The sequence below is a fragment of the Bacillus sp. AY3-1 genome (assembly GCF_008368785.1).
Classification (GTDB): Bacteria; Bacillota; Bacilli; order Bacillales; family Bacillaceae_G; genus Bacillus_A; species Bacillus_A wiedmannii.
Genome location: NZ_QORZ01000019.1, coordinates 165485 through 187049, shown reverse-complemented (window position 1 = coordinate 187049; position 21565 = coordinate 165485). Strand labels below are relative to the sequence as shown.

The following is a 21565-nucleotide window of genomic DNA, read 5'->3' as shown; positions in this document are numbered from 1 at the left end:
AGTGGCAGCTTTCAATTAAAAAAGAATAGGCAGCATGTATTCCATGCCGCCTTAGTTTATTTTTTCTAATATATTTGTAATAAATGCCGTCTTACCTTCACTATAGCTCACTCAATTTTTCGACTCTCTTACTAACTTTCCCTTTAGACGACCATATTCAATAGCAACATCGGTATGTTCACGAAGGTAATCCCGAAACGCTATATGTCTTCTTAACTCTTCGCTATTTTTGTCACACACATATAAATGATGTTCCATCCAAACTGTACTTTCCCCGTTCCATGGAACGAAAGCGTCCTTTCTGCCAAACGCCTCTCTTCCTTTGAAGCTCCAGTCTGCTTGATGGTAATACCCTATCGTTTCAAGCCTTTTTACTACTTCAGGAAAAATTTCGTACTCTTCTATTACTATATCAATATCTAATATTGGCTTCGATGCAAGTCCTTTAACAGATGTGCTCCCAACATGCTCAATGGACAAAGCAAGTTCTTTTATTACATTGTTAACGAGCGATTGTAGCTTATTAAATTCACTTTCCCATTTGATGTTATATTCTTCGATAGTAATTCTCTGTTTCAATGTATCCCTCTTTTCAAAACAATTTATAACCTTTGAATATGAGTATCTTTAAAATCCGTCTCATATTTCAATCCATATCCAAACATTCGATCCATCCCAATATGTGCTGTCCATATTAACCCAATCATTATAACGGTATCTATCTTAAAATAGACACCTATGATAGCTATTAATATAGATATAATATATGTGTGACATATATTATAAATTTTAGCACCAACACGATTATTTATACCGTACGCTAACATTGATAAATCCGGTGCTAAAAGGAATATCCAAAATATAATCCAACTAAATTCATATATCGAATACGTATAAATCGTAGCTAAGAAAACAACAAGTCCTTCAAAATGTACAATGCGTTTTTGCATTCTTTATCATTCCTATTTTTCTATATTTACCGATACATTTTCATCACTGAAAGTATTCTTTGCATTTTTTGACCAGATGGTTGCTAATATCGGCCCTGCAATATTATGCCATACTGCTGCTAATACACTTGGAAGTGCAGCTGCTGGTCCAAAATGCGCTGTTGCCAGCGCAACACCTAAGCCTGAATTTTGCATTCCTACTTCTATTGAAATAGCCCTTCTTGTTCCTTCGTCTAGTCCAAGTACGAACGCTGTTATATATCCGAGTAAAAAACCAAATGCATTATGAAGCATCACTGCAATAAAGATAAACAGGCCTGAAGAAGTAATGCTACTTACATTCGCTGAAACAACTGCAGAAACAATAATAATAATTGCTACAACTGATATTAAAGGAATAACAGTCATTCCTTTCGTAACAGTTTTAGGGAAAAACTTCTTCACTACTAATCCTAAAATAATAGGTAGGATAATGACTTGTACGATAGAAAGAAACATAGACATAGCATTTACTGGCATCCATTGTCCCGCAAGTAATAATAAAATAAGAGGTGTAGCAATTGGTGCTAGTAACGTTGATAATGAAGTCATTGCAATAGACAACGCTAAGTTCCCTTTTGCTAAATAAACCATAACATTTGATGCAGTGCCACCCGGTACTGAACCGAGCAACACTAATCCAGCTGCTAATTCGGCTGGTAACTTCATAACGTAGGCTAGTACGTATGCGACAAGTGGCATAATAATAAACTGAGCACATACACCTATAATAACTGGCAATGGTTTTGTAGCAATGATTTTAAAATCAACAGCCTTTAATGTTAATCCCATCCCAAACATTACACCCCCGAGTAAAATTGTTATGTAACTAGTTAACCCGAGAAATGGTCCAGGAATGAAATATGCAATAGCTGCAATACAAATAACCCAAAATGCAAAATACTTTCCAGCTATATTACTTATCGCTTCTAGTACTTTCACCCAATCATCCCCTATCCTTTAACTGAAAAACTTTATTCGGATTCAAAATGTTTTGTGGGTCAAGAGCTTTCTTTATTTTTTCCATTACGAGTAATGCCGCCCCATGTTCTTCTTCTTGATACTTTCGTTTTCCGATTCCAACGCCATGTTCTCCCGTACACGTTCCACCTCGTTTAAGAGCATATAAAACGATACTTTCATTTATTTCGTCCGCCTTTTCTACTTCTTCTTTATCGTTTGGATCAACCATTAAGAGTACATGGAAATTTCCGTCTCCTACATGACCAAGAATACCACCGACAAGACCTACTTTATCTAACGTCTCTTTCGCATGTTGGATTGCACCAGCTAATTCTGAAATGGGTACACATACGTCTGTACTCATAAGCTTTTTGCCAGGATAGCTATGAACGTAAGAGTATGCTAGATTATGCCGTGCATCCCATAATTTATTTCTCGCCGCAGTTTCCGTTTCAAAAGCAACTTCTTTACATGTATGATCAAAAACAATTTCCTTCGTAAATTCTATATCTTGCTTTAGTCCAGCTTCATTACCGTGAAACTCTAAAAACAGTGTAGGCTCTTCTCTGTAACTTGTTTCATTATAATGATTTACTTGTTTCATAGATAATTCATCTACAAGTTCAATTCTTGCAATTGGAATACCCGCTTGTAGTATATTAATAACAGCTTCTACTGCATTATTTATAGTTGGAAACGATGCTCTCGCAGCCATAACATGTTCTGGTATGCCGTATACTTTTAATGTTAACTCTGTAAAGCATCCAAGCGTACCTTCTGATCCTACGAAAACACCATTTAAATGGTAACCTGATGACGACTTCGCTGCTAAATTTCCAGTATGTATTACTTCCCCATCAGCAAGAACGACTTCTAAATCACGAACTTGATCACGCATTACACCATACTTAACTGCTGTCGTTCCGCTCGCATTTGTGGCAGCCATTCCACCTAACGTTGCATCTGCACCTGGGTCTACACTAAAAAACAATCCATACTTTTTCAATTCTTTATTAAGCTGAGAGCGAGTCACTCCTGGCTGTACTCTTACAAGGAAATCTTTCTCTCTTATTTCGAGTATTTTATTCATAAGCGAAAAGTCCATTGTAATTCCTTTTTCATATGGAATAACATGTCCCTCTAAACTAGAACCTACCCCAAAAGGAACGACAGGTTTTCCATGCTCACTCGCTACTTTCATTATCCTACTAACCTCTTCGGTCGTTTTCGGAAAAACAACTACATCAGGTAAACTACTAGTATGATAAGATTCATCTTTACTATGTAACTCTCTTACTGTCGTATTCACAACTACTCGATCTTCGGGAAGTACACTCTTTAATTCATTTACTAAACGCTCTACCGTTATTTCCATCGTACACTCTCCTACTCTCTATAAATTAGAATTACAAAATATGTTAAGTGCTTTATACATAATAATCCGAAAAATTAAATAATTCAAGCTTTACATATATGAAATTCGTTTCCTATTATTGAATAAACAAAAAGAACTTGCAATAATTATTGCAAGTTCTTTTCTATAAAGTGAAACTTTAATCAGTGTGGGTTTTGTCCATCCCCCACTGATTATTAGTTGAACCAATCGGGCTTTTACGGGCAGTTGATCCCCTACCTAACTTCTTTGCTTTCGTTGAATTTTGAAGTGTGGGTCTTACTGCCCGTTAATGCGGGATAAAACTATATTTTAAATGACTTCTTTATTAACAACATGAACCAAACTAAAGTAACTGCCATTAACGAATGGGAAAATCCTACAATATAAGTTAACCCTTTAAAGTCCGCTCCATTTAGCTGAAGAAGCCCTCTCGCTGCTAATGAACCTAACATTAAAGTTAATGCAATGTTATGTAAAATAAACCACTTATTAAAACTTTTCGCTTCATGAAACGCGAATACTTTTGCTAATCCTAAAGCAATTAAAAAGAAGAAAAAGCCAAGTACAAGTGTATGTGTATGCAATAAATTTAACAAAGTAGAACCTAAAATCCCCTTATACTTTCCATACTCCCTGGCGAAAATTCCTGATAATAAACCGATAATCAAATACGTAAACGATGCATTATATAATTTCTTCATTATGTACCTCCTTGAGTAGAATGTGTAGTGTGCCATATTTAGTAATAATGATAGTTATATAGTAAAAACTCCTAGTCACCTAGGAGTCATTGTATAAGCATCTCACTCTTTACAATCAATTTTAATTATAGGATATCCCTTTATACAAAACAAACGAACTTTATGTGAACAAGCAGGACTATTTTAAAATATGTTGCGATTTCGTATTACACACTCCATACTAATTATTATAAATGTTAAAGGTGGTGCAATAGCTTGATAGTTCTTGAAACTGAACGACTCGTTCTTCGCTGGTTTCATATAAAAGACGCTCCATTTATTCTTGAATTAGTAAACGATCCTGCCTGGATTCAGTTTATTGGTGATAAAAGGATTAAAAACTTAGAAGATGCAAAAAAATACATCTTAAACGGACCAGTTGATATGTATAATAAAATGGGATTTGGTCTTTACTTAGTTGAACGAAAAGAAGATTTCACTCCACTTGGTATGTGCGGACTTATTAAAAGAGATTCATTAGAAGATATTGATATCGGCTTTGCCTTTTTAGAGAAATTCCGTTCGAAGGGGTATGGCTTTGAATCAGCTTCTGCTGTAATCGACTACGGTGTACAAAAGCTCGCGCTGAAACGAATTGTAGCAATTACTACTATTGATAACATCAATTCAGGAAATCTTTTAGAAAAAGTAGGATTTCAGTTCGAAGAGATAATTTCAGACTCTGGAGAAAACTTAAAGTTATTTGGGTATAACATATAATAACTTGTCAGAGTTCACTTTTAATCTAATCAAAAAATATTTCTTACATATACATTCCTAAAAGTTATTATGATTAAAATACTCATCTGTTTTTTCACATTATAACCACACTAATTTAAATCACAATTCTAATTTAAATTAGTGTATTTATTCTTACAAACACTCTATTTTGTTCTTAAAGTTGTCAAAACTCTTATGTAGCTACATGAAAAGTTTATGCTAATATATTAATAAGAAACTATGCGTTCCCTTAACCCTGTATCCGGCCCTGTATTTTTTACAGGGCCTTTTGTTTATTTAATTTACTTATCACATGCTTATATACACATTAAAAGTCATTTCAAATGTAATAAACGATAAATAATAAAATAACTTTAGACAGTATGACCTGCACCTTTAATACGATCCCTTCAAATTTCTTGACGAGAAGACAAGTCATGAAAAAGGAATCACTTAAGAACAAGATAACAGCTTGAGTAATGATACATCTTAATGCAAAATATTTTGGAAACCTAACTGCTAGTTAACTAAAAAAGAAGTTCTACTTAATATAGGTAGAACTTCTTTTCCCTTTACTTCACAAGTACATAGTTCTCACTTATTCCCTGCTTAAAAACTTGAGAAACTCATCTTCATTTACAGGTTTACTGTAATAATAGCCTTGAATTAAATAGCATGCATTTTGTTGTAACACTGTTAATTGTTTCTTCGTTTCTACTCCTTCCGCAATCACTTTCATATTTAAAGTATGAGCTAGCGAAATAATAGTTTGTATAATTTCATCTCCATCATTCGAAGTTCCAATCCTATTCACAAATTCTCTTGGAATTTTCAAAGTATCAATTGGATATAAAGGTAGATATGCTAATGAAGAATATCCTGTACCAAAATCATCAATTGATAAATGTACACCATATGATTTTAATGCTTTTAACTTCAATAAAGTTTCTTTTTCATCTACCATGGCAATTCGCTCTGTTAATTCCAAATCAATCAAATTAGCTGGTACTCTTATTTCTTCTATGGTAGATATAATCGTTTGAACAAAATCTTTCTGTTCAAACTCTATAGCTGATAAATTTATCCCCATTTTTAGATTTGTATAACCTGCAGAATGCCATTCTTTCAGTTGTGAACACGCTTGCTGTAGCGTCCATTTCCCAATTGTAATAATCTGTGATGTTTCTTCCGCGATAGGTATAAACTCAAAAGGTGAAATTAGCCCCAGCTCTGGATGTTGCCAACGTATTAATGCCTCTGCACCAATAACCTTTCCTGCCTTACTATCAACTTGTGGTTGGTACAATAAAAACAACTCATTATTTTCAATTGCATTCGGTAAATCTTGCTCTAATTGTAGTCGTCTTGTTATTTTTAGAGATAATGTCTCGTCGTATATACAAACAGCATTGCTACCTTCTTCCTTTGCACTATACATAGCAATATCAGCATGTTGTAAAAGTGTTGTGGCATTTGTTCCTCCAAATGGATACAACGCTATTCCTATACTAAGGGATAAATAAAAGCTGTGTTGATTTATTACAAATGGTTCTTCAGTTATACGAAATAATATTTCGCACAAATCTAATAGCTGTTGCTCTGTTTTGTTATGGACAATGATTGCAAACTCATCTCCCCCTATTCTTGCTAAAGGAATAGCTGGTGACAGACATGTCCTAAAACGTTTGGCAACTTCTTTTAAAACACTGTCACCAATTGCATGCCCCAGTGTATCATTAATGGTCTTAAAGCGGTTTAAATCTATATACAGAAGTCCAAACTTATCCTGTGTTTTTTGTACACGCTCAATAGATCTGTCTAATTCTTGTTGGAAGAATATTCGATTTCCAATCCCCGTCACTGTATCATGAAATGCTAGATAGTTTATCTCATCCTGTTGTTGCTTCATCCTCGTTATGTCTTTTACCATTATATAACTCCCAAAAGTTTGTCCTTCTATCATGATAGGAACAATAGTAACGTACCAAAAATGTATATCCTTCTCATTATTATTTTTCACACGTAACTGTAACGCAGACGAACTACATCGTTTCCCCATCTTTAGAGCTGCTTCCAATTCAGGTTTATCTTCATCTAAAAAAATAGAAAAGCACTCTTTTCCTATTAATGCTGCACTGTCTTTTCCTAATAACATACTTCCAGACTGGTTTATATTTAATACGGTACCATTTGAATCAATTGTTAATATAGGATCTGGATGGTACTCATATAAAGACTTAAACCTCTCTTGATTTTTCACCAAATCATTAGATTTTTTTATTAAATCTGCTGTTCTTTTAGATACTTTTTGCTCTAATTGATTATTAAACACTTTTAATGTTTCGGTTAAATCTTTGTTTTGCATTCGTACAATTGTATGACGAATCAGTACAAATACAAAGGCAATACAATTTCCCGTAATCAGTGTAGAGGAAGAAGTTTGCTCTTTGAAAGTAAAACCAATTAAAATTGCAACTGAAAGATAAGGAAATATGACAAGAAGTTTCTTTCCAAATGTCGGATTAATAATAAAGTAATCTCTTCTAGAAGATGTACTCCTTGGAATAGTAGCAGCAATGGCAATAAATAATAGAAAAACTCTATACAAACACCTTAATAATATAAGTGAACGATGTGATAAATCATCTTGTAAATAGAAATATAAATAGTCCGTAATAGACAAGCCAGTTAATACTAAGATAAAAATAAATAATTTACTTTTCGCATTAAAAATTGCTGGTCGAAAAATAAAGCTAACTCCTAGTAATAGAAGCAATAGATCTATAATTGGGAAAATAAATGAAAGAAAAACATCTCCAATTGATAAGAATAAGATATTTGCAGAAGGTTTATTAAATAGGTACCATTCTAAGGTAAAAATAGCAGTAACAACAATACATAAATCACAAATTAAATACGCTTTTTCCCACTTGTTACATTCCATAATGATTTTATAAAAGAACGCAAGGAGAAAGAAGAATAAGAAAAACAACAAAAATACATCAGAGATATTAAAATTTTCTATTGGTAATTCTACATTAAGTACTTGAAAAGCAGATATAAAATTCCCTATCAAGAAACACCCTATTGCAATAGTAATACAAACCCAAAAGACTCCTAGTTTAATTTTTCTTGATACCATAGAGTAAAGTAATGAGATAAATACAGTAGTTTCAACAACTAAGGATGATAGTCGTATATTAAAATCTGATACAAAATAATGATTCGGAAAAACAAATAAAAATATAAAACAAAAGCTTAAATAAGCTAGTAGAGCTAATATCAATACATAAAATTGCACATGTGAATGTTTACGCAACGGACTCACCTTCTTAATTTTTTCTAGATTTTTATTAAAAATGACCTGATGCTGCACTGCTCGTATTCATCAAAATGAACTTACTTATTATTCCACATTATGAACTTTTTATAGGATTTCTTTCTACATACCACAGCCTGATTTACTTTCTGCAGATATTTCTTCTTTTTTAACTAAGCATTCCAAAAAGAATACGATGGAAAATGTTATTTTTCGGTATTTACTCATCGTAAATTTGAATAATACAACTTAGCTGTTCTTTGAATATGAGATAGAATCTAAACTTCCATAGCAACATAGTTATTCGCTTATTGTCACACTTAGAAAGAAGGGTAATATACTATCATTAATTTAGAAATTCGAATTAAATGACCGAACTCACTGTAACCATTATAGTTACAGTGAGTTCGGTCAATTTCAAATACCTCCCCTTTTAATGGACAAAAGACGTGACATTTTGAACAAAAATAAGATGTTTATAAGAAAGATGTAATGTTATATCGACCTAACCAAAGAAATATAAATGATCTAGCATTAAGTGAAGATGATATTGCATCTCCCAAAAAAGAATGTTACTCTAAAAATAGAATGATGAAAGGAATGATGGATGAATAATGATTAACTAATTTATATTTTAAGTTGAATTTTATAACTTCAAACTACAAAATATAGGGTTAGTCTATCCATTTTTATAATTCATTTCATACTTTATTTGTCATGATTCAAATGATTAATAAGTACTTACTTAAGCGACAGACTAATCCTTCCGATTAAAAATCGGGGGATTTTTTTATTCCCTTTTATGTAAGTTAAAATTTATTAATCGCTAAATTTACCTAACAAATAAAGGAGCGAAAAAAATGGCTAATTCAGATACTATTGTTACACATGTAATGCTCTATATAAGTCGTTAATATCCATCAAACTTATATAGAGAAATTAAAAAATGGATGGATGTTCCGACTTTATATGAAACGTTTCGATATATAAAGGAGGAATTATTATGTCAATGATAAAAGTTCAAGACTTAACTTTTTCATACCCAGGTAGCTTTGATAATATTTTTGAAGATGTAAACTTTCAAATAGATACGGATTGGAAACTAGGATTTATCGGTAGAAACGGACGAGGTAAAACGACATTCTTTAATTTATTATTAGGAAATTACGAGTATAGTGGAAAAATCCTTGCTTCGGTAGAATTCAATTACTTCCCCTACACTGTTGCAGATAAGAACAAATTCACTCATGAAATCCTTGAAGAAATTTGTCCCCAAGCAGAAGATTGGGAATTTCTACGTGAAATATCCTATTTAAATGTTGATGCCGAGGTCATGTACAGACCGTTTAAAACTTTATCAAATGGAGAACAAACAAAGGTGTTGCTTGCTGCACTGTTTTTAAATGAGGGCCAATTCCTATTAATTGACGAACCAACAAACCACCTAGACACGGATGCACGAAAAATAGTCTCTGATTATCTAAGGAAGAAAAAAGGGTTTATTTTAATTTCACATGACAGAGTCTTTTTAGATGGATGCGTTGACCATATCTTATCTATAAATAGAGCAAATATTGAAGTTCAAAGCGGGAACTATTCTTCTTGGAAATTAAATTTCGATAGACAGCAAGAGCACGAAGAGGCTACAAATGATCGTCTACAAAAAGACATAGGAAGATTAAAACAGTCTTCCAAGCGTTCAGCAAGTTGGTCTCATGATGTAGAAGCTTCAAAAAATGGAACAAGGAATTCAGGTTCTAAGTTGGATAAGGGATTTGTAGGACATAAAGCAGCCAAGATGATGAAAAGGGCAAAAAACCTAGAATCAAGGCAACAAAAAGCTATTGAAGAAAAGTCAAAATTACTAAAAAATGTGGAGAAAACTGAGTCATTAAAATTAGAAGCATTAAAGTTCAAGTCAAATGAATTAGTTACTTTGGCTGACGTGTCTGTTACGTACGATGAACAAGTCGTGAATGAGCCAATTAACTTCGTAGTTGAACAAGGTGACCGAATTGTGCTTGATGGCAAAAATGGGAGCGGGAAAAGCAGTATCCTAAAACTAATTCTAGGGTATCCGATACAGCATACAGGTTCAGTTACTTTAGGTACAGGACTCACCATCTCCTATGTCCAACAAGATACTTCTCATTTGAAAGGATCGCTTTCAAATTTTATTGAAGAGCACAAGATTGATGAGACATTATTTAAATCCATCCTACGAAAGATGGATTTTGACCGAATTCAATTTGAGAAAGATATATTTCATTATTCTGGTGGACAAAAGAAAAAACTGCTTATCGCTAAAAGTTTATGTGAAAAAGCCCATATGTATATATGGGATGAACCATTAAACTTTATAGATATTTATTCACGTATGCAAATTGAAGAGCTGATTCAACAATTTAATCCCACAATGATTATTGTTGAGCATGATAAGGCATTTCAACAAACCGTTGCAACGAAAACTATATCTATGTAACTCCACTCGAATCATTAATAAATCAAGCCATTAGTCTATAAAGTATTTGAATGAAGTGTCCAAAAAAGCCTAATTTCTCTACAATCCATTGAGAAATTAGGCTTTTTAACAGGAAAATTAGGATTCATAAACAATGAGTAATTTACATATTAGGCTTATCTGTTAAAGCAGAAATAATTCTGCTCACCAAATCTTCTGGCATCCATTCATAATTTGTATCATTCGATTCATTTGGTCCTAAAGAATCAATGAACTTTTTAAACTTTGGAAATAAAACAATAGAAGTGATCCAATGTATCGTATGATTTATAGAGAAGAAATGAAATACTCCTTGTTTCTCCCCATCCTGCAATATTTCTTTTAACTGTTCAAAACTACCTACAAAATACGGTTTAATCTTTTCTAATCTTGCACTTTCCTTAATAATCTCCTCATATGCCAATGTGCCAATTTCAGGATTTTCTTTTATATGTGTAATAAAGACTGTTAAATATTCTCTTAGAGCATTAATAGGATTAAATTGATTCTTCTCAAGAAAATTAGGTAACTCATTAGCAAGACCATATTTCTTAAACACCTCATAATATAGGTTTTCTTTCCCATTAAAATAGTAAGAAGCCATAGCAACATTCACTTTCGCTTCTTTTGCAATTTCTTGTATGCTTGTACCTTCATAACCACGCTCTCCAAATTTTTTCTTAGCAGCCTTCAAAATATTTTCCATCGTCTGCTCTCGAGATTTCCCCATTTCACACACCTCAAATAATATATATTTCACTTCAAAAATCCACTAAGGACTTTGAATAGAGTATCTTTTTAATGAAGTTTAATTATATATTTAAAGTAATAACTTAACAACCGATGAAGACTTGCTTACTTTAAACTATTCGCCACACAACATACTCCTCAAAAAGAAACATCTCCTGAACATCGCCTACCCTATGTCATCATACAAAGAATTCATTTAAAAATGAAATAAAAATAAACACCCTACTTAAAACAATATCTCCCTGCGTGGCATGAATAGCTTTCAAATACCTCACGTTCTTTTCTAATTGCGTATAAGAATGAAAAAAATAATAAGGGCCAGAGTTTATCTATCTTTACAGATAAACTCTGGCCCTTTCATTTGCAATTCATTTACTGATTAGATTTGTTTAATCTCAATATAAGATCCTTTGATGTTTAATTTGTTAATGTCATTCGAAATATTACCTACAGTTGTTTTTTCATTAAACGTATAGATCTTTTCACCATTCACAAAGATACCCCAATTTTTATCCTCGTAACTAATACCATAACCAGCATTGCTAGATGTCGCTTTGAGCTGATTTCCATTCATTGAAAAAGATAATTTCCCTTTGCCTTTTTTAAGTTGGTTATTCACATTGTTGATACTACTCATTTGTTCTTCAAGGGCTTTTTGGTTATCAAGAGTAACTTGATGGTTTTTCCAGTCTAACTTATAGTTGTTTGTAAAGAACTCATTATATGTATCTTTATTATTTGTTCCCCACCATTTCGAACTTACCCATTCGATATTGTACTGATCTGATATTCTACGATTTGTTATTTTTAAATCAGATGTAGATTCTGTTTTATCTGCAGTAATAACTGCTACTACATTAGGAGAAAAACCATATCCTGTTAAAGCTGGTACTGTATCTTTTGAAACAAAATTATTCGTTCCTTCATTATAACTACGTGATTTCATAAATAGTTGATTACCGTAGAAAGTATTAAATGAATCACGATTATAAATTCCCCACTCCGGGTAATTAAATGATTGGAATCCTACTTTCCAATTTAATTTTTTATCTGTGTGAGTCTCTAATACCGTTTTATAGTCTACTTGATCATAAGATACACTTTCTTTCCAAGCAAAGCTACCTGTAATACTTGCATCAGCATTTGGTCCTTTATCATTTACCCCAACTTTAACACTTCCGCCAAGTGTATACCCTACTTCAGAAGTAACCTTTGCTGAAGTCATTGTATTAACTGGGGCAGCTTTATGGAATTGAGCGCTATCACCACTTGTTATTTCTGCTTCAGTATGATAAGCCGCTGGCCATTTTAAACCTGCGTTATAGAATCCGCCATTAATTGTATATTTAGCATCTATATTACTACCATCTGTTGTAACAATTGCGATTTTTTTATCTGCATAAGGATCCTCAATAAAAGAAACCTTTATTGAATTTTTGATATCCTGCTTCATGTCATAAGTAGTTTTAAAACTATTATAGACTTTTCCACCATTTTGAAGATTTTCTACAGTTCCTTTAGAATCTGCAAATGCAGATGTTGCTTGTGCACCAAGTGATCCAGACATAATAACGGACGCTACCGCAATACTTTTAGCTATTCCTTTTGCTTTTTTCATACAGACATCCACTCCTTCTTAAACATTTAAAAGGTATAAACATATTACTTTTAGCTCTCAATACTAGAGATAGGTTCATAACTTTACAATGTAGAAATTTATTAATCTTTATGACAATAACTATCAACACTTGTTTTTCTAATTTCCATCTCTTTTTTTACTGATAACTATTATCAATATTATTAAAACACATAATAACGATTTAAACAACAATTTTAAATAAACATTTAAAATTGTTGTTTAAAAAAATGCAAAAAAATTATAGAATTCTTTATTTCGAGAATTACTATATTTTCATTTACTTATTGCAACCTATATTCAGATACATTATTCCCTTTCCATTCATAATAATCTAAAATCCCCTCATAAATGGCTTCTGCTGCAACCTGCCTTCCGTTTTCTGTAGATAACTTACTGTAATCAATACCATTATCTATAAAAGCAAGTTCCGTTAACACAGCTGGCATTTCATTTTCTCTTATAACATGAAGATCTCCATGTTTAACGCCTCTATCACGTGTTTGAAGAGCGTCTACTAATCGGGTTTGAATTTTTTCAGCTAAAACACGACTTTCTTCCACATGAGGATTTGTTTTTTCAGATTTAGAAGATTTATAGTAGTATGTTTCTGTCCCTTTTGCATTACCATTATAAGCATTTGCATGAACACTTATAAAGATATCCCCCTGATTTTGTTTAGCAAATTTAACACGTTCCTGTAAAGAGCTTTTTTGATCATGTCCAGGTCTAGTATCAGATTCACGAGTTAGTAAAACTGTAAATGGTGTATGTTTTTCAAGCAATTGTTGTAGACGTAAAGAAGTGTCAAGTACAATCTTACTTTCAGGTAATCCCTTTGTGTCTTTTCCAGGATCTGCGCCACCATGTCCGGGATCAATAATTATTGTCTTATTTTCTAAAGGATTACTTTGACTATATTGAAGCATATCTGTTTTTGCGGTTAGTTGTGCAGCTTCAGCACGTGTTATGAACCTATTTGGTTGCCAACCATTATCTGTACCAACTGAAATTTTTAAATCAATTAAAGTATTTGCGAACTTTTCACCCCAATGTCCCTTTAAATCTTCAAATTTACTTTGTCCATTGCTAGTGTTTTTATTTTGTAGTTTATATGCATTCACTAGCATAGTAGCCATAGCAGCACGAGTAACTTTTCCAGAAGGATTAAATATTCCATTTCCTTCACCTTTAATTATTCCTGCCTTTTCAGCTGCGGCGATATAAGGGGTTCCCCAGTGGTTTTGTGAATCTTTAAAAGATGGTTTTGCATTTAAATCAATGTGTATACCAAGAGCCCTTGTCATAATGGTTGCTGCAGAAGCTCTATCTAGTGTATCACTTGAACCAAAAGTTCCATCTGGATAACCACTCAATACTTGTTTATCAACTAAATAATTAACGGATTTGTCAGCCCATGCAGGAACATCTGGAAATTTGTGAGTATCTGCAAAAATACTAGTAGAATAAGATAGTAAACTTCCAGCAAGAATTCCTGTAGCAATTAATTTGTTCTTGAAAATTTAGCACCTCTAAAAAATTATTACAAGTCGGTAAATTATGTAAAATATAGTTAATCTTTAAATAATATGAATTCGAATAAAGTATAGATTAAGTTGGCGTCATCACTATTATAAGATAAAGAATCTAGTATAGAATTATCATTCCGAAAAGAACCCTTCGGCATACACTTATAGATTGAGACTATTACATATATTCACCAACATTGTGTAACTAGTATAGTTACTTATATATATGAGTGTCAATTAAAACAATCTTACATTTTTGTAAGGTAACAAACTTAATAATATATTAAGTAATTATTAAACGATGTAAACAATTATCTCGTATTTTAAGCAAAGATTGATTCAAAGCACACTCCCTCTAAACTAGCATTGGTGCCTCCTTCAAGTCCTAATGCACATCTTAAAAAGAGCACTTTTGAAAAGTACTCTTTTTAGCTACAAACCTAGAACTCCTACAATCTGACGAGCCTTAACATTATCGATATAATAATGCATCTCTAACCCTCGTCTTTCTGCACGGAGCACGGTTCCCTTTAATTTTGATAGATGCTGTGAAACAGTAGATTGCGGGAGTCCTAATATTTCTGTCAACTGTGTAACATTACACAGTTTATGGTGCATTAATTCATTTACAATTTTTAATCGAACGGGATGTGCCATTACCTTTAATACATCTACATCTTCCTCTCGGATGTTAGCTAGATCTCTATTAGATATTAATATTGTCATTTCGCATTCCCCTTTATTATTAATTTCTATTTTCCAATTATCCTCATAAGTAGTACTTATAGATATTTACCATTTGTCCTGTTGAGAAAATATATTCTCGTTCTTAAACAAAAAAGACACCAATCCTATGAACAGTTTTTACTGTTCCAATGAATTGATGCCCTCTAATTTTTAGCCAAATTATATTTTGTTTTTAAAAAATTATTTTATAGTAGACATTCTCTCGTTGACACAAACTAGTAGATTAGCGATGGAAATATGAAAATGTATTAATAAGCGGTTGGAAGTAATTGTTTTTTGTTTAATAGCAAAAAACGAACATCCTCTCAAATTAGATAAGGTGCTCGTTTTCATTTTGATCGGTAATTCTCAATTCAATTCAATTTAGTTTCTTTCCAATAAGGAAAGATTAAATCAACTTAAAACAAAGCGTTTTAAATTTAATTCATAGATCTTACTGCAACTTGGAATTGTCCCTTAGAACCATCATCATTTGAAACGTAAATTTTATATGTTCCAATTGGTAATGGAGATAAAGCATTCCGTACATTTGTAACATTAATTTTTTGTTCTCCAGGTTTTATATAACCACCAACAATTAGCTCCATATTTGGACCTTTCACACTATATCCCATTGTATTTTGGCCATTATTTTTCATAAAGAAGCTTAAATTTTCACTCCCATTATATACAAAAGAAGTTACAGCCTCTCCACTATAATCCATTGTTTGAGTTAATAATAAGTCTACAGGAACATGTTCGACTATATGAATTGTATCATTCGTTTTGTGTATTTCTTCAGCATAAGTATTATTTCCTAACACACCAAGTGTTAATGCTGAAATTACTCCACAACTAAGCACTAGTTTATTTAACTTCATTTTAAGTTCCCCCTTGATGTTTGTAATCTATTACCATCATACATTCTTTTTCAGGTGCGTTTTTATGTAATAATTCATATCTTTAAACCTATATATTTTAACTTTACACCTTAATAGTTACTGAAAAACTCACATTGATAAAGCTACAGTATTATGATTCATAAAAAACATGTAAATTTCAAAATCTTTTTAACGAGAATTCATACAATTAAGTACCAAGCACTCAAATAAATAGCGTTTCCATTTTAGATAAAATATACTAATAAAAAATTTTGAAATTTACACTTTATAATTTGGTATATTCCATGTTAATATAACGAAGGCTACAAATAGAATCCACAAAATATATTTTTTCATAGAATATTCATACTTAAAATCCTATTATTTTATTAGTAACTCAATCCTAGTTTTCCTTATACAAAAGTCAATTTCTAGTTTCATATGTATAAATATCTAAGTAGATTTTTTTATCTATTATTTTTCCTAACTTCCTTATCAATTCTAATAAAGTGAAACTTTAATCAGTGGGGTTTTGTTCATCCCCCACTGATTATTAGTTGAACCAATCGGGCTTTTACGGGCAGTTGATCACCTACCTAACTTCTTTGCTTCCGCTGAATTTTGAGGTGGGGGTCTTACTGCCCGTTAATGCGGGATAAAAGTAATATTATAGTACTTTTTCAAGCGCTCTTCCTTTTTTAGATAGAAAGTCTACTGATAACTAAACATCTAAGTTTAACTCATACATAATCCAATATACAAACTATCGGAGATGCAAACCTATGGGAATATCTACTCTTTTATTAAATACCTTTATAATAATAATTTGTATCCTTAGCTACCACATATTTTGGCTAGAATTTAAAGAAAAAAAAACATGTAATAATATATTGATTTCTATCCTTTCCTCCATTGCTATTATTTTTTGCATGACTTTTCCTTTTCATTTACATGCTGGATTTATTTATGATTTACGTTTTATTCCTATCATATTAGTCTTTCTATATGGAAATACAAAAAACATTGTTTTTATAGGAATTTTATATCTTTCTTATCGATTTTTCTTAGGCGGAAATGGAGTTCTTCCATCATTTATTATCTTTACTATTATTTCTGTTATAACAATGCTCTTTCGTTACTTATTACCAATGTATGTTAAAGAAAAAAAGATATTATTAAGCTTGCTTCTTATTTTAGTATGTACAACTTCACTTTCTATCTGCGGTATTGTAACTCAAATAAATACAGGTGGTAAAATTGACTCTACTCTCATAGAATTTTTATTAAATTATATAATCATTAATATATTTACAGTATTATTATCAGTGTATTTAATAGAGGGAATGATTGAGAAATATAAAATGAAAGAAAAGCTGCAACGGGCTGAAAAATTTTATATAGCTAGCGAACTAGCCGCGTCCATTGCACACGAAATCCACAATCCACTAACCACAGTACATGGATTCACTCAATTGTTAAATGAAAAACATGCCTCTAAGCTACCTCAGAATCAGTACTTAGAAATCATGTTAATTGAAATGCAACATATACAATCTACTATTAATAACTATTTATCTTTAACAAAACCACAGAACACCCTAAAAGAGAAAATAGATATTAATCATATTTTAAATCAAGTGAAAGACACTATTTCACCACTCGCTCTATCATACAAAGTTGAAATAATACAAAATAGTACAAATTCCTTTTATATAAATGGAGACCCCGAAAAATTCAGGATCTGTCTAAACAACATCATACAAAACGGAATTGAGGCCATGATAAATGGTGGAGTATTACAAATAAATATACAGAAAATTAAAGGTAATATTATAATCGATATTATTGATTCAGGGGTTGGAATGTCCTCTCAACAAATAAAGCGGATTGCTTTACCATTCTATTCAACAACAGAAAAAGGAACTGGGCTTGGTACTATGATTGCTTATAGTATTATTAAAGAATTAAACGGTGATATAGAAATAGAGAGTAAATTAGGCCAAGGTACACGATTTTCCATTAGTATCCCTTGCTAATACGACGTAATTATTTAAATAATTAATTTTTTCTATTTGACTTATAAAATAAATTTCAAAAATGCCACTACTTAACTCATTAATCATCTTGATTTCGTGAATAAATTAAACGTAATAAGGACCAGAGTATATCTGTTTTTACGGATATACCCTAGTCCTTTAATTAAATCAAATATACTTAAATTTTATTACTTTGCTCACATCTCTATGAAATCATAATTCATCGATTGTATCTCATTTACTGATTAGGTCTACTTAACTTCAAGATAAGATCTCTTGATACTTGATTTCTTAATATCATTAGATACATTACCTATAGTTATTTTTTTATTTTAAATATTAAATTTTTAACATTCATAAAGATACCAATTTTTATCTTCATAACTGATATTGTAACCTGTATTACTTGATATAGACTTAAATTAATTTCCATTCATTGAAAGACAATTTCTCTTTTGCTATTTCACTTCTACCGTATAATTCCCTGTTCCCCCGCCATACTGATACACATGTAAATAATATTTTCCTGGATATGTGTAGTAACTTCCTACTAACTTATTCCCTTCTTTCTGGGCATACGTAACATAATTATTTAAATCCGCTTCTGAATAAAGAACCCAGTTTACTCCGATATTATTTTCCTTCGTTACATTAATTTGTAGGTTTTTCGCAGTTTCCACATTTATTTCAAAGTAATCACTCGTATCACCATTTCCTAAACTAGCACGTAAAACTTGATTTAATTGCAGTTTATTTGCTGTTTGGAATGAATTATTTGGCTCTTTTTCTACACTGTTATCTTCTTTCTTTTGGACCGTTACATTCGTTGTAACAGTATTCGTTAATCCTTTGTCGTCTGTTACTGTCAATTTTGCCGTGTACGTTCCTTCTTTTGTATACACGTGAGTTGGATTTTGTTCATTACTTACAGTACCATCACCAAACTCCCATTTATAAGCAACAATTTTTCCATCTTCATCTTTTGATCCATCGCTTTTAAACGAAATTGTTTCATTTAAAATTCCGTTATATGGACCATTTATAACCGCAACTGGTGCTTTATTCACAGCACCTTCTTCTGTATTCATACCATGGAATACAACATCATATTCAAATTGTCCTGATGCATTCACACGATAATTTACAAAGTAAGCTGTTACTGTTTTATAGCCTGTCCATTCTTTTGCACTTAAACGTTTTAACGTATCATTTACGTTTTGTGTAATTGTTTTCCAGTCTTCATATTCCCCTTTTGCAGTAGTACCTGTATACGTTCCTTGCAGTGTAAATGTATTAAAGAACTGTGCTTTATTTTTCTTAACTGATACATTATTTAATTTTGCTTCTGCTGTAATTTCTGCCGCAATATCTGAAACTGGTTTTGGTGCGTGAGTTACTAAATAATCATCTGATACTAATGGAACATTATATTTCTCTCGGTTATCGACTAACATTTGCATATAGTCTTGATACTCTTTATTTAAATTCGCATCTTTACTTAATGCAGAGCGGTATGCATCATATGCTGTTACATCATTTTTTCTAATAAGATCATGAACTTTGTCAAACATATCATATCTCTTATTGTACATATACGATTGTAAAGCGAATGAATAATTATAGAAATCCCACGCTCCATACTTTGCATTTAACGTTCGCTCTGCCGTATAACGTTCTGCTGGATTTGAAGATATTCCTCCTATAATGCTCTTTCTCGGTACAACATTATCCGTTCTCGTTGCCCCCGCAAAAAACTCCGCATTCCCTTCTTCAAACCAAGATAATCTCTCATTCTCATACATCTTACCTTGCCCCCAAAGCCCTGGTACTTCATATCTACCTTGTAAGTAATGAGTAAACTCATGTCGGAACAATTCTTCTAAACTATAAATACTTTCTTCTGGCGTACGTTCATAAGTAAAGAACGTACCTGTTCCTTCTATATAAAGGCCACCGTTATTCGTTTCATATCCGTACAATTGACGATTAAATTGATATTCAGCTGGACTATTATAAATAACCATCGTTAATACATCATCAGGATTTCCTTTTTCTAAAGGTTTATCACTTTCAACTGTACGATGGAATTGTGCCTTTACTTCTTTTGCCGCCCAATATAGACGTTTTACTTTTTCTTCTGTCACTTTATCTCCAGCCTTTAAAACAATTGCCCCATCATCAAACGTATACGTTTTCGGCAAATACTTTTTCTTCCCGTCTTCTCGTATTTGATCTAAATTCACAACATTTCCATTTGCATCTTTCCCGCCATAATTCGTCGCAATTTGCTCAGCGGCTACGAAATATTGCTCTCCTAAATACGGATATATTTTCATCGCGTCTGTTACAACTTGCAATCCTTTCGTTCCTGTACTATGGAACGTACCAAGTCTACCTGTATAATAAATACCATTATTAATTAACCAACCATTCTTCTCTGTCACCGTTCCGATTAAAGCAAAACGACTTAATTCATTAATATAGCTATCAATTTTTTGGTACCATACTGTATCTTTCGGTGCTTTTCTCGTATCGTACAAATACGATTGAATGTCGTAATCAACACCTTGCATAATATCGTAAATCGCATTTCCAGCTGAAAGATTGTCTACCAATGTAGAAAAATTATCGTTATATTGTTTGAAAATCTTTGCAGCTGATGTTATCGTTTCCACATCACTCGAAGCATTTCCTATTAATTTTCCGTATGATGATACAACTCTATTTTGTTCTAACGTACCGAGTTTGAAATTTGGGTTATTCGCAATCGTTTTTAATGCAGGTAAGCATTTATCATGATAGCTCCGCTCATTTAGTTTACTTAATTCTGTATGATAAAATCCTAAATAAAATCCTGAACGCAATACCTCTACTAAAGTCTCAATCCCTTTGGAGTCATCTTTCGTATAAGCTTGTCCTTGCTGCTTCAATTTATCAATAATTGCCTGCATCCTACTATCATTTTGATAGAATGCAAGGCTATCCTTATTAAATTGAAATAGACCCGTAATTTGCTCCCAATCAATTGTTACAAGTAAATCTACTAACTGCTGATTGCTTAATTGATTTAGTTCAGCAATTGTATAAGTTTTCGCTGCAGCTAATTGCTTACTTTCTTTTTTTACTTCAGGTGGTCTTTGCGACAAATCAGCAAATTGTAGCCTTTTCTCAAAAGACTTATTTTCAAGCACTTTTGATGAATGAGCTAATTCTTGCACTGGCAGTTGTACACCAATTGGCTCCATTTTGAGCACATTCCGATAAGAAACTTGCTCTCCCTTTTTACTTTCTGCCAATGTGCTCCCTTGAAAACTTCCTAACATTAAACTAGCAAAACTTACCCCTACTAACACTTTTTTTGAATAGCCTTTCATGCTCTC

At 32.2% G+C, this 21565-nt stretch carries 15 protein-coding genes; 3 read left to right on the top strand and 12 right to left on the bottom strand.

Annotation, left to right across the window (positions count from 1 at the left end; all coding sequences use genetic code 11):
* Window positions 1-111: 111 nt before the first annotated feature.
* The 5 genes from DN389_RS20935 to DN389_RS20915 form a co-directional block, all read right to left on the bottom strand.
* Window positions 112-579 (bottom strand): GrpB family protein, encoded by a 468-nt coding sequence (locus tag DN389_RS20935; RefSeq protein WP_149237546.1) that lies wholly within the window; start codon window positions 577-579, stop codon window positions 112-114.
* A 23-nt stretch (window positions 580-602) separates the two neighbouring features.
* Window positions 603-950 carry a DUF4260 domain-containing protein gene (locus DN389_RS20930; protein WP_149237545.1) on the bottom strand — a complete coding sequence of 116 codons (348 nt, stop codon included), beginning with the start codon at window positions 948-950 and terminating at the stop codon, window positions 603-605.
* A gap of 12 nt (window positions 951-962) precedes the next feature.
* Window positions 963-1931: a bile acid:sodium symporter family protein gene (locus DN389_RS20925; protein WP_149237544.1), complete on the bottom strand. Its 969-nt coding sequence runs from the start codon at window positions 1929-1931 to the stop codon at window positions 963-965.
* A gap of 4 nt (window positions 1932-1935) precedes the next feature.
* Complete coding sequence (locus DN389_RS20920; RefSeq protein WP_000406962.1) at window positions 1936-3327, bottom strand: FAD-binding oxidoreductase; 1392 nt, start codon at window positions 3325-3327, stop codon at window positions 1936-1938.
* A 323-nt stretch (window positions 3328-3650) separates the two neighbouring features.
* Window positions 3651-4049: a DUF2871 family protein gene (locus tag DN389_RS20915; RefSeq protein WP_088122780.1), complete on the bottom strand. Its 399-nt coding sequence runs from the start codon at window positions 4047-4049 to the stop codon at window positions 3651-3653.
* 255 nt (window positions 4050-4304) lie between these two features.
* Between DN389_RS20915 and DN389_RS20910 the strand changes: the two genes are divergently transcribed.
* On the top strand, window positions 4305-4808 hold the full coding sequence (locus DN389_RS20910) for a GNAT family N-acetyltransferase (RefSeq protein WP_137015324.1): 504 nt from the start codon (window positions 4305-4307) through the stop codon (window positions 4806-4808).
* 598 nt (window positions 4809-5406) lie between these two features.
* Here DN389_RS20910 and DN389_RS20905 read toward each other — a convergent pair.
* Complete coding sequence (locus DN389_RS20905) at window positions 5407-8127, bottom strand: sensor domain-containing protein (RefSeq protein ID WP_149237543.1); 2721 nt, start codon at window positions 8125-8127, stop codon at window positions 5407-5409.
* Window positions 8128-9130: 1003 nt separating this feature from the next.
* Here DN389_RS20905 and DN389_RS20900 point away from each other — a divergent pair.
* Window positions 9131-10609 (top strand): Lsa family ABC-F type ribosomal protection protein, encoded by a 1479-nt coding sequence (locus DN389_RS20900; RefSeq protein WP_046954623.1) that lies wholly within the window; start codon window positions 9131-9133, stop codon window positions 10607-10609.
* Window positions 10610-10751: 142 nt separating this feature from the next.
* Here DN389_RS20900 and hlyIIR read toward each other — a convergent pair whose 3' ends face one another.
* From hlyIIR to DN389_RS20875, 5 genes are all read right to left on the bottom strand, one after another.
* Window positions 10752-11357 carry a hemolysin II regulator HlyIIR gene (gene hlyIIR / locus DN389_RS20895; protein ID WP_098191133.1) on the bottom strand — a complete coding sequence of 202 codons (606 nt, stop codon included), beginning with the start codon at window positions 11355-11357 and terminating at the stop codon, window positions 10752-10754.
* Window positions 11358-11756: 399 nt separating this feature from the next.
* Complete coding sequence (gene hlyII, locus DN389_RS20890; protein WP_149237560.1) at window positions 11757-12995, bottom strand: hemolysin II HlyII; 1239 nt, start codon at window positions 12993-12995, stop codon at window positions 11757-11759.
* Between the two features lie 302 nt (window positions 12996-13297).
* Complete coding sequence (locus DN389_RS20885) at window positions 13298-14536, bottom strand: N-acetylmuramoyl-L-alanine amidase (protein ID WP_149237542.1); 1239 nt, start codon at window positions 14534-14536, stop codon at window positions 13298-13300.
* Window positions 14537-14974: 438 nt separating this feature from the next.
* A complete protein-coding gene (locus tag DN389_RS20880; RefSeq protein WP_098191136.1) occupies window positions 14975-15268 on the bottom strand; it encodes an ArsR/SmtB family transcription factor in 294 nt (97 codons plus the stop codon).
* A 440-nt stretch (window positions 15269-15708) separates the two neighbouring features.
* Window positions 15709-16149: a hypothetical protein gene (locus tag DN389_RS20875; RefSeq protein ID WP_098191137.1), complete on the bottom strand. Its 441-nt coding sequence runs from the start codon at window positions 16147-16149 to the stop codon at window positions 15709-15711.
* Between the two features lie 782 nt (window positions 16150-16931).
* Here DN389_RS20875 and DN389_RS20870 point away from each other — a divergent pair.
* The gene (locus DN389_RS20870) at window positions 16932-18185 is read left to right on the top strand and encodes a sensor histidine kinase (RefSeq protein WP_149237541.1); all 1254 of its coding nucleotides are present in this window, start codon (window positions 16932-16934) and stop codon (window positions 18183-18185) included.
* 458 nt (window positions 18186-18643) lie between these two features.
* Here DN389_RS20870 and colA read toward each other — a convergent pair whose 3' ends face one another.
* Window positions 18644-21559 (bottom strand): collagenase ColA, encoded by a 2916-nt coding sequence (gene colA, locus DN389_RS20865; protein WP_098191138.1) that lies wholly within the window; start codon window positions 21557-21559, stop codon window positions 18644-18646.
* Window positions 21560-21565: the final 6 nt, after the last annotated feature.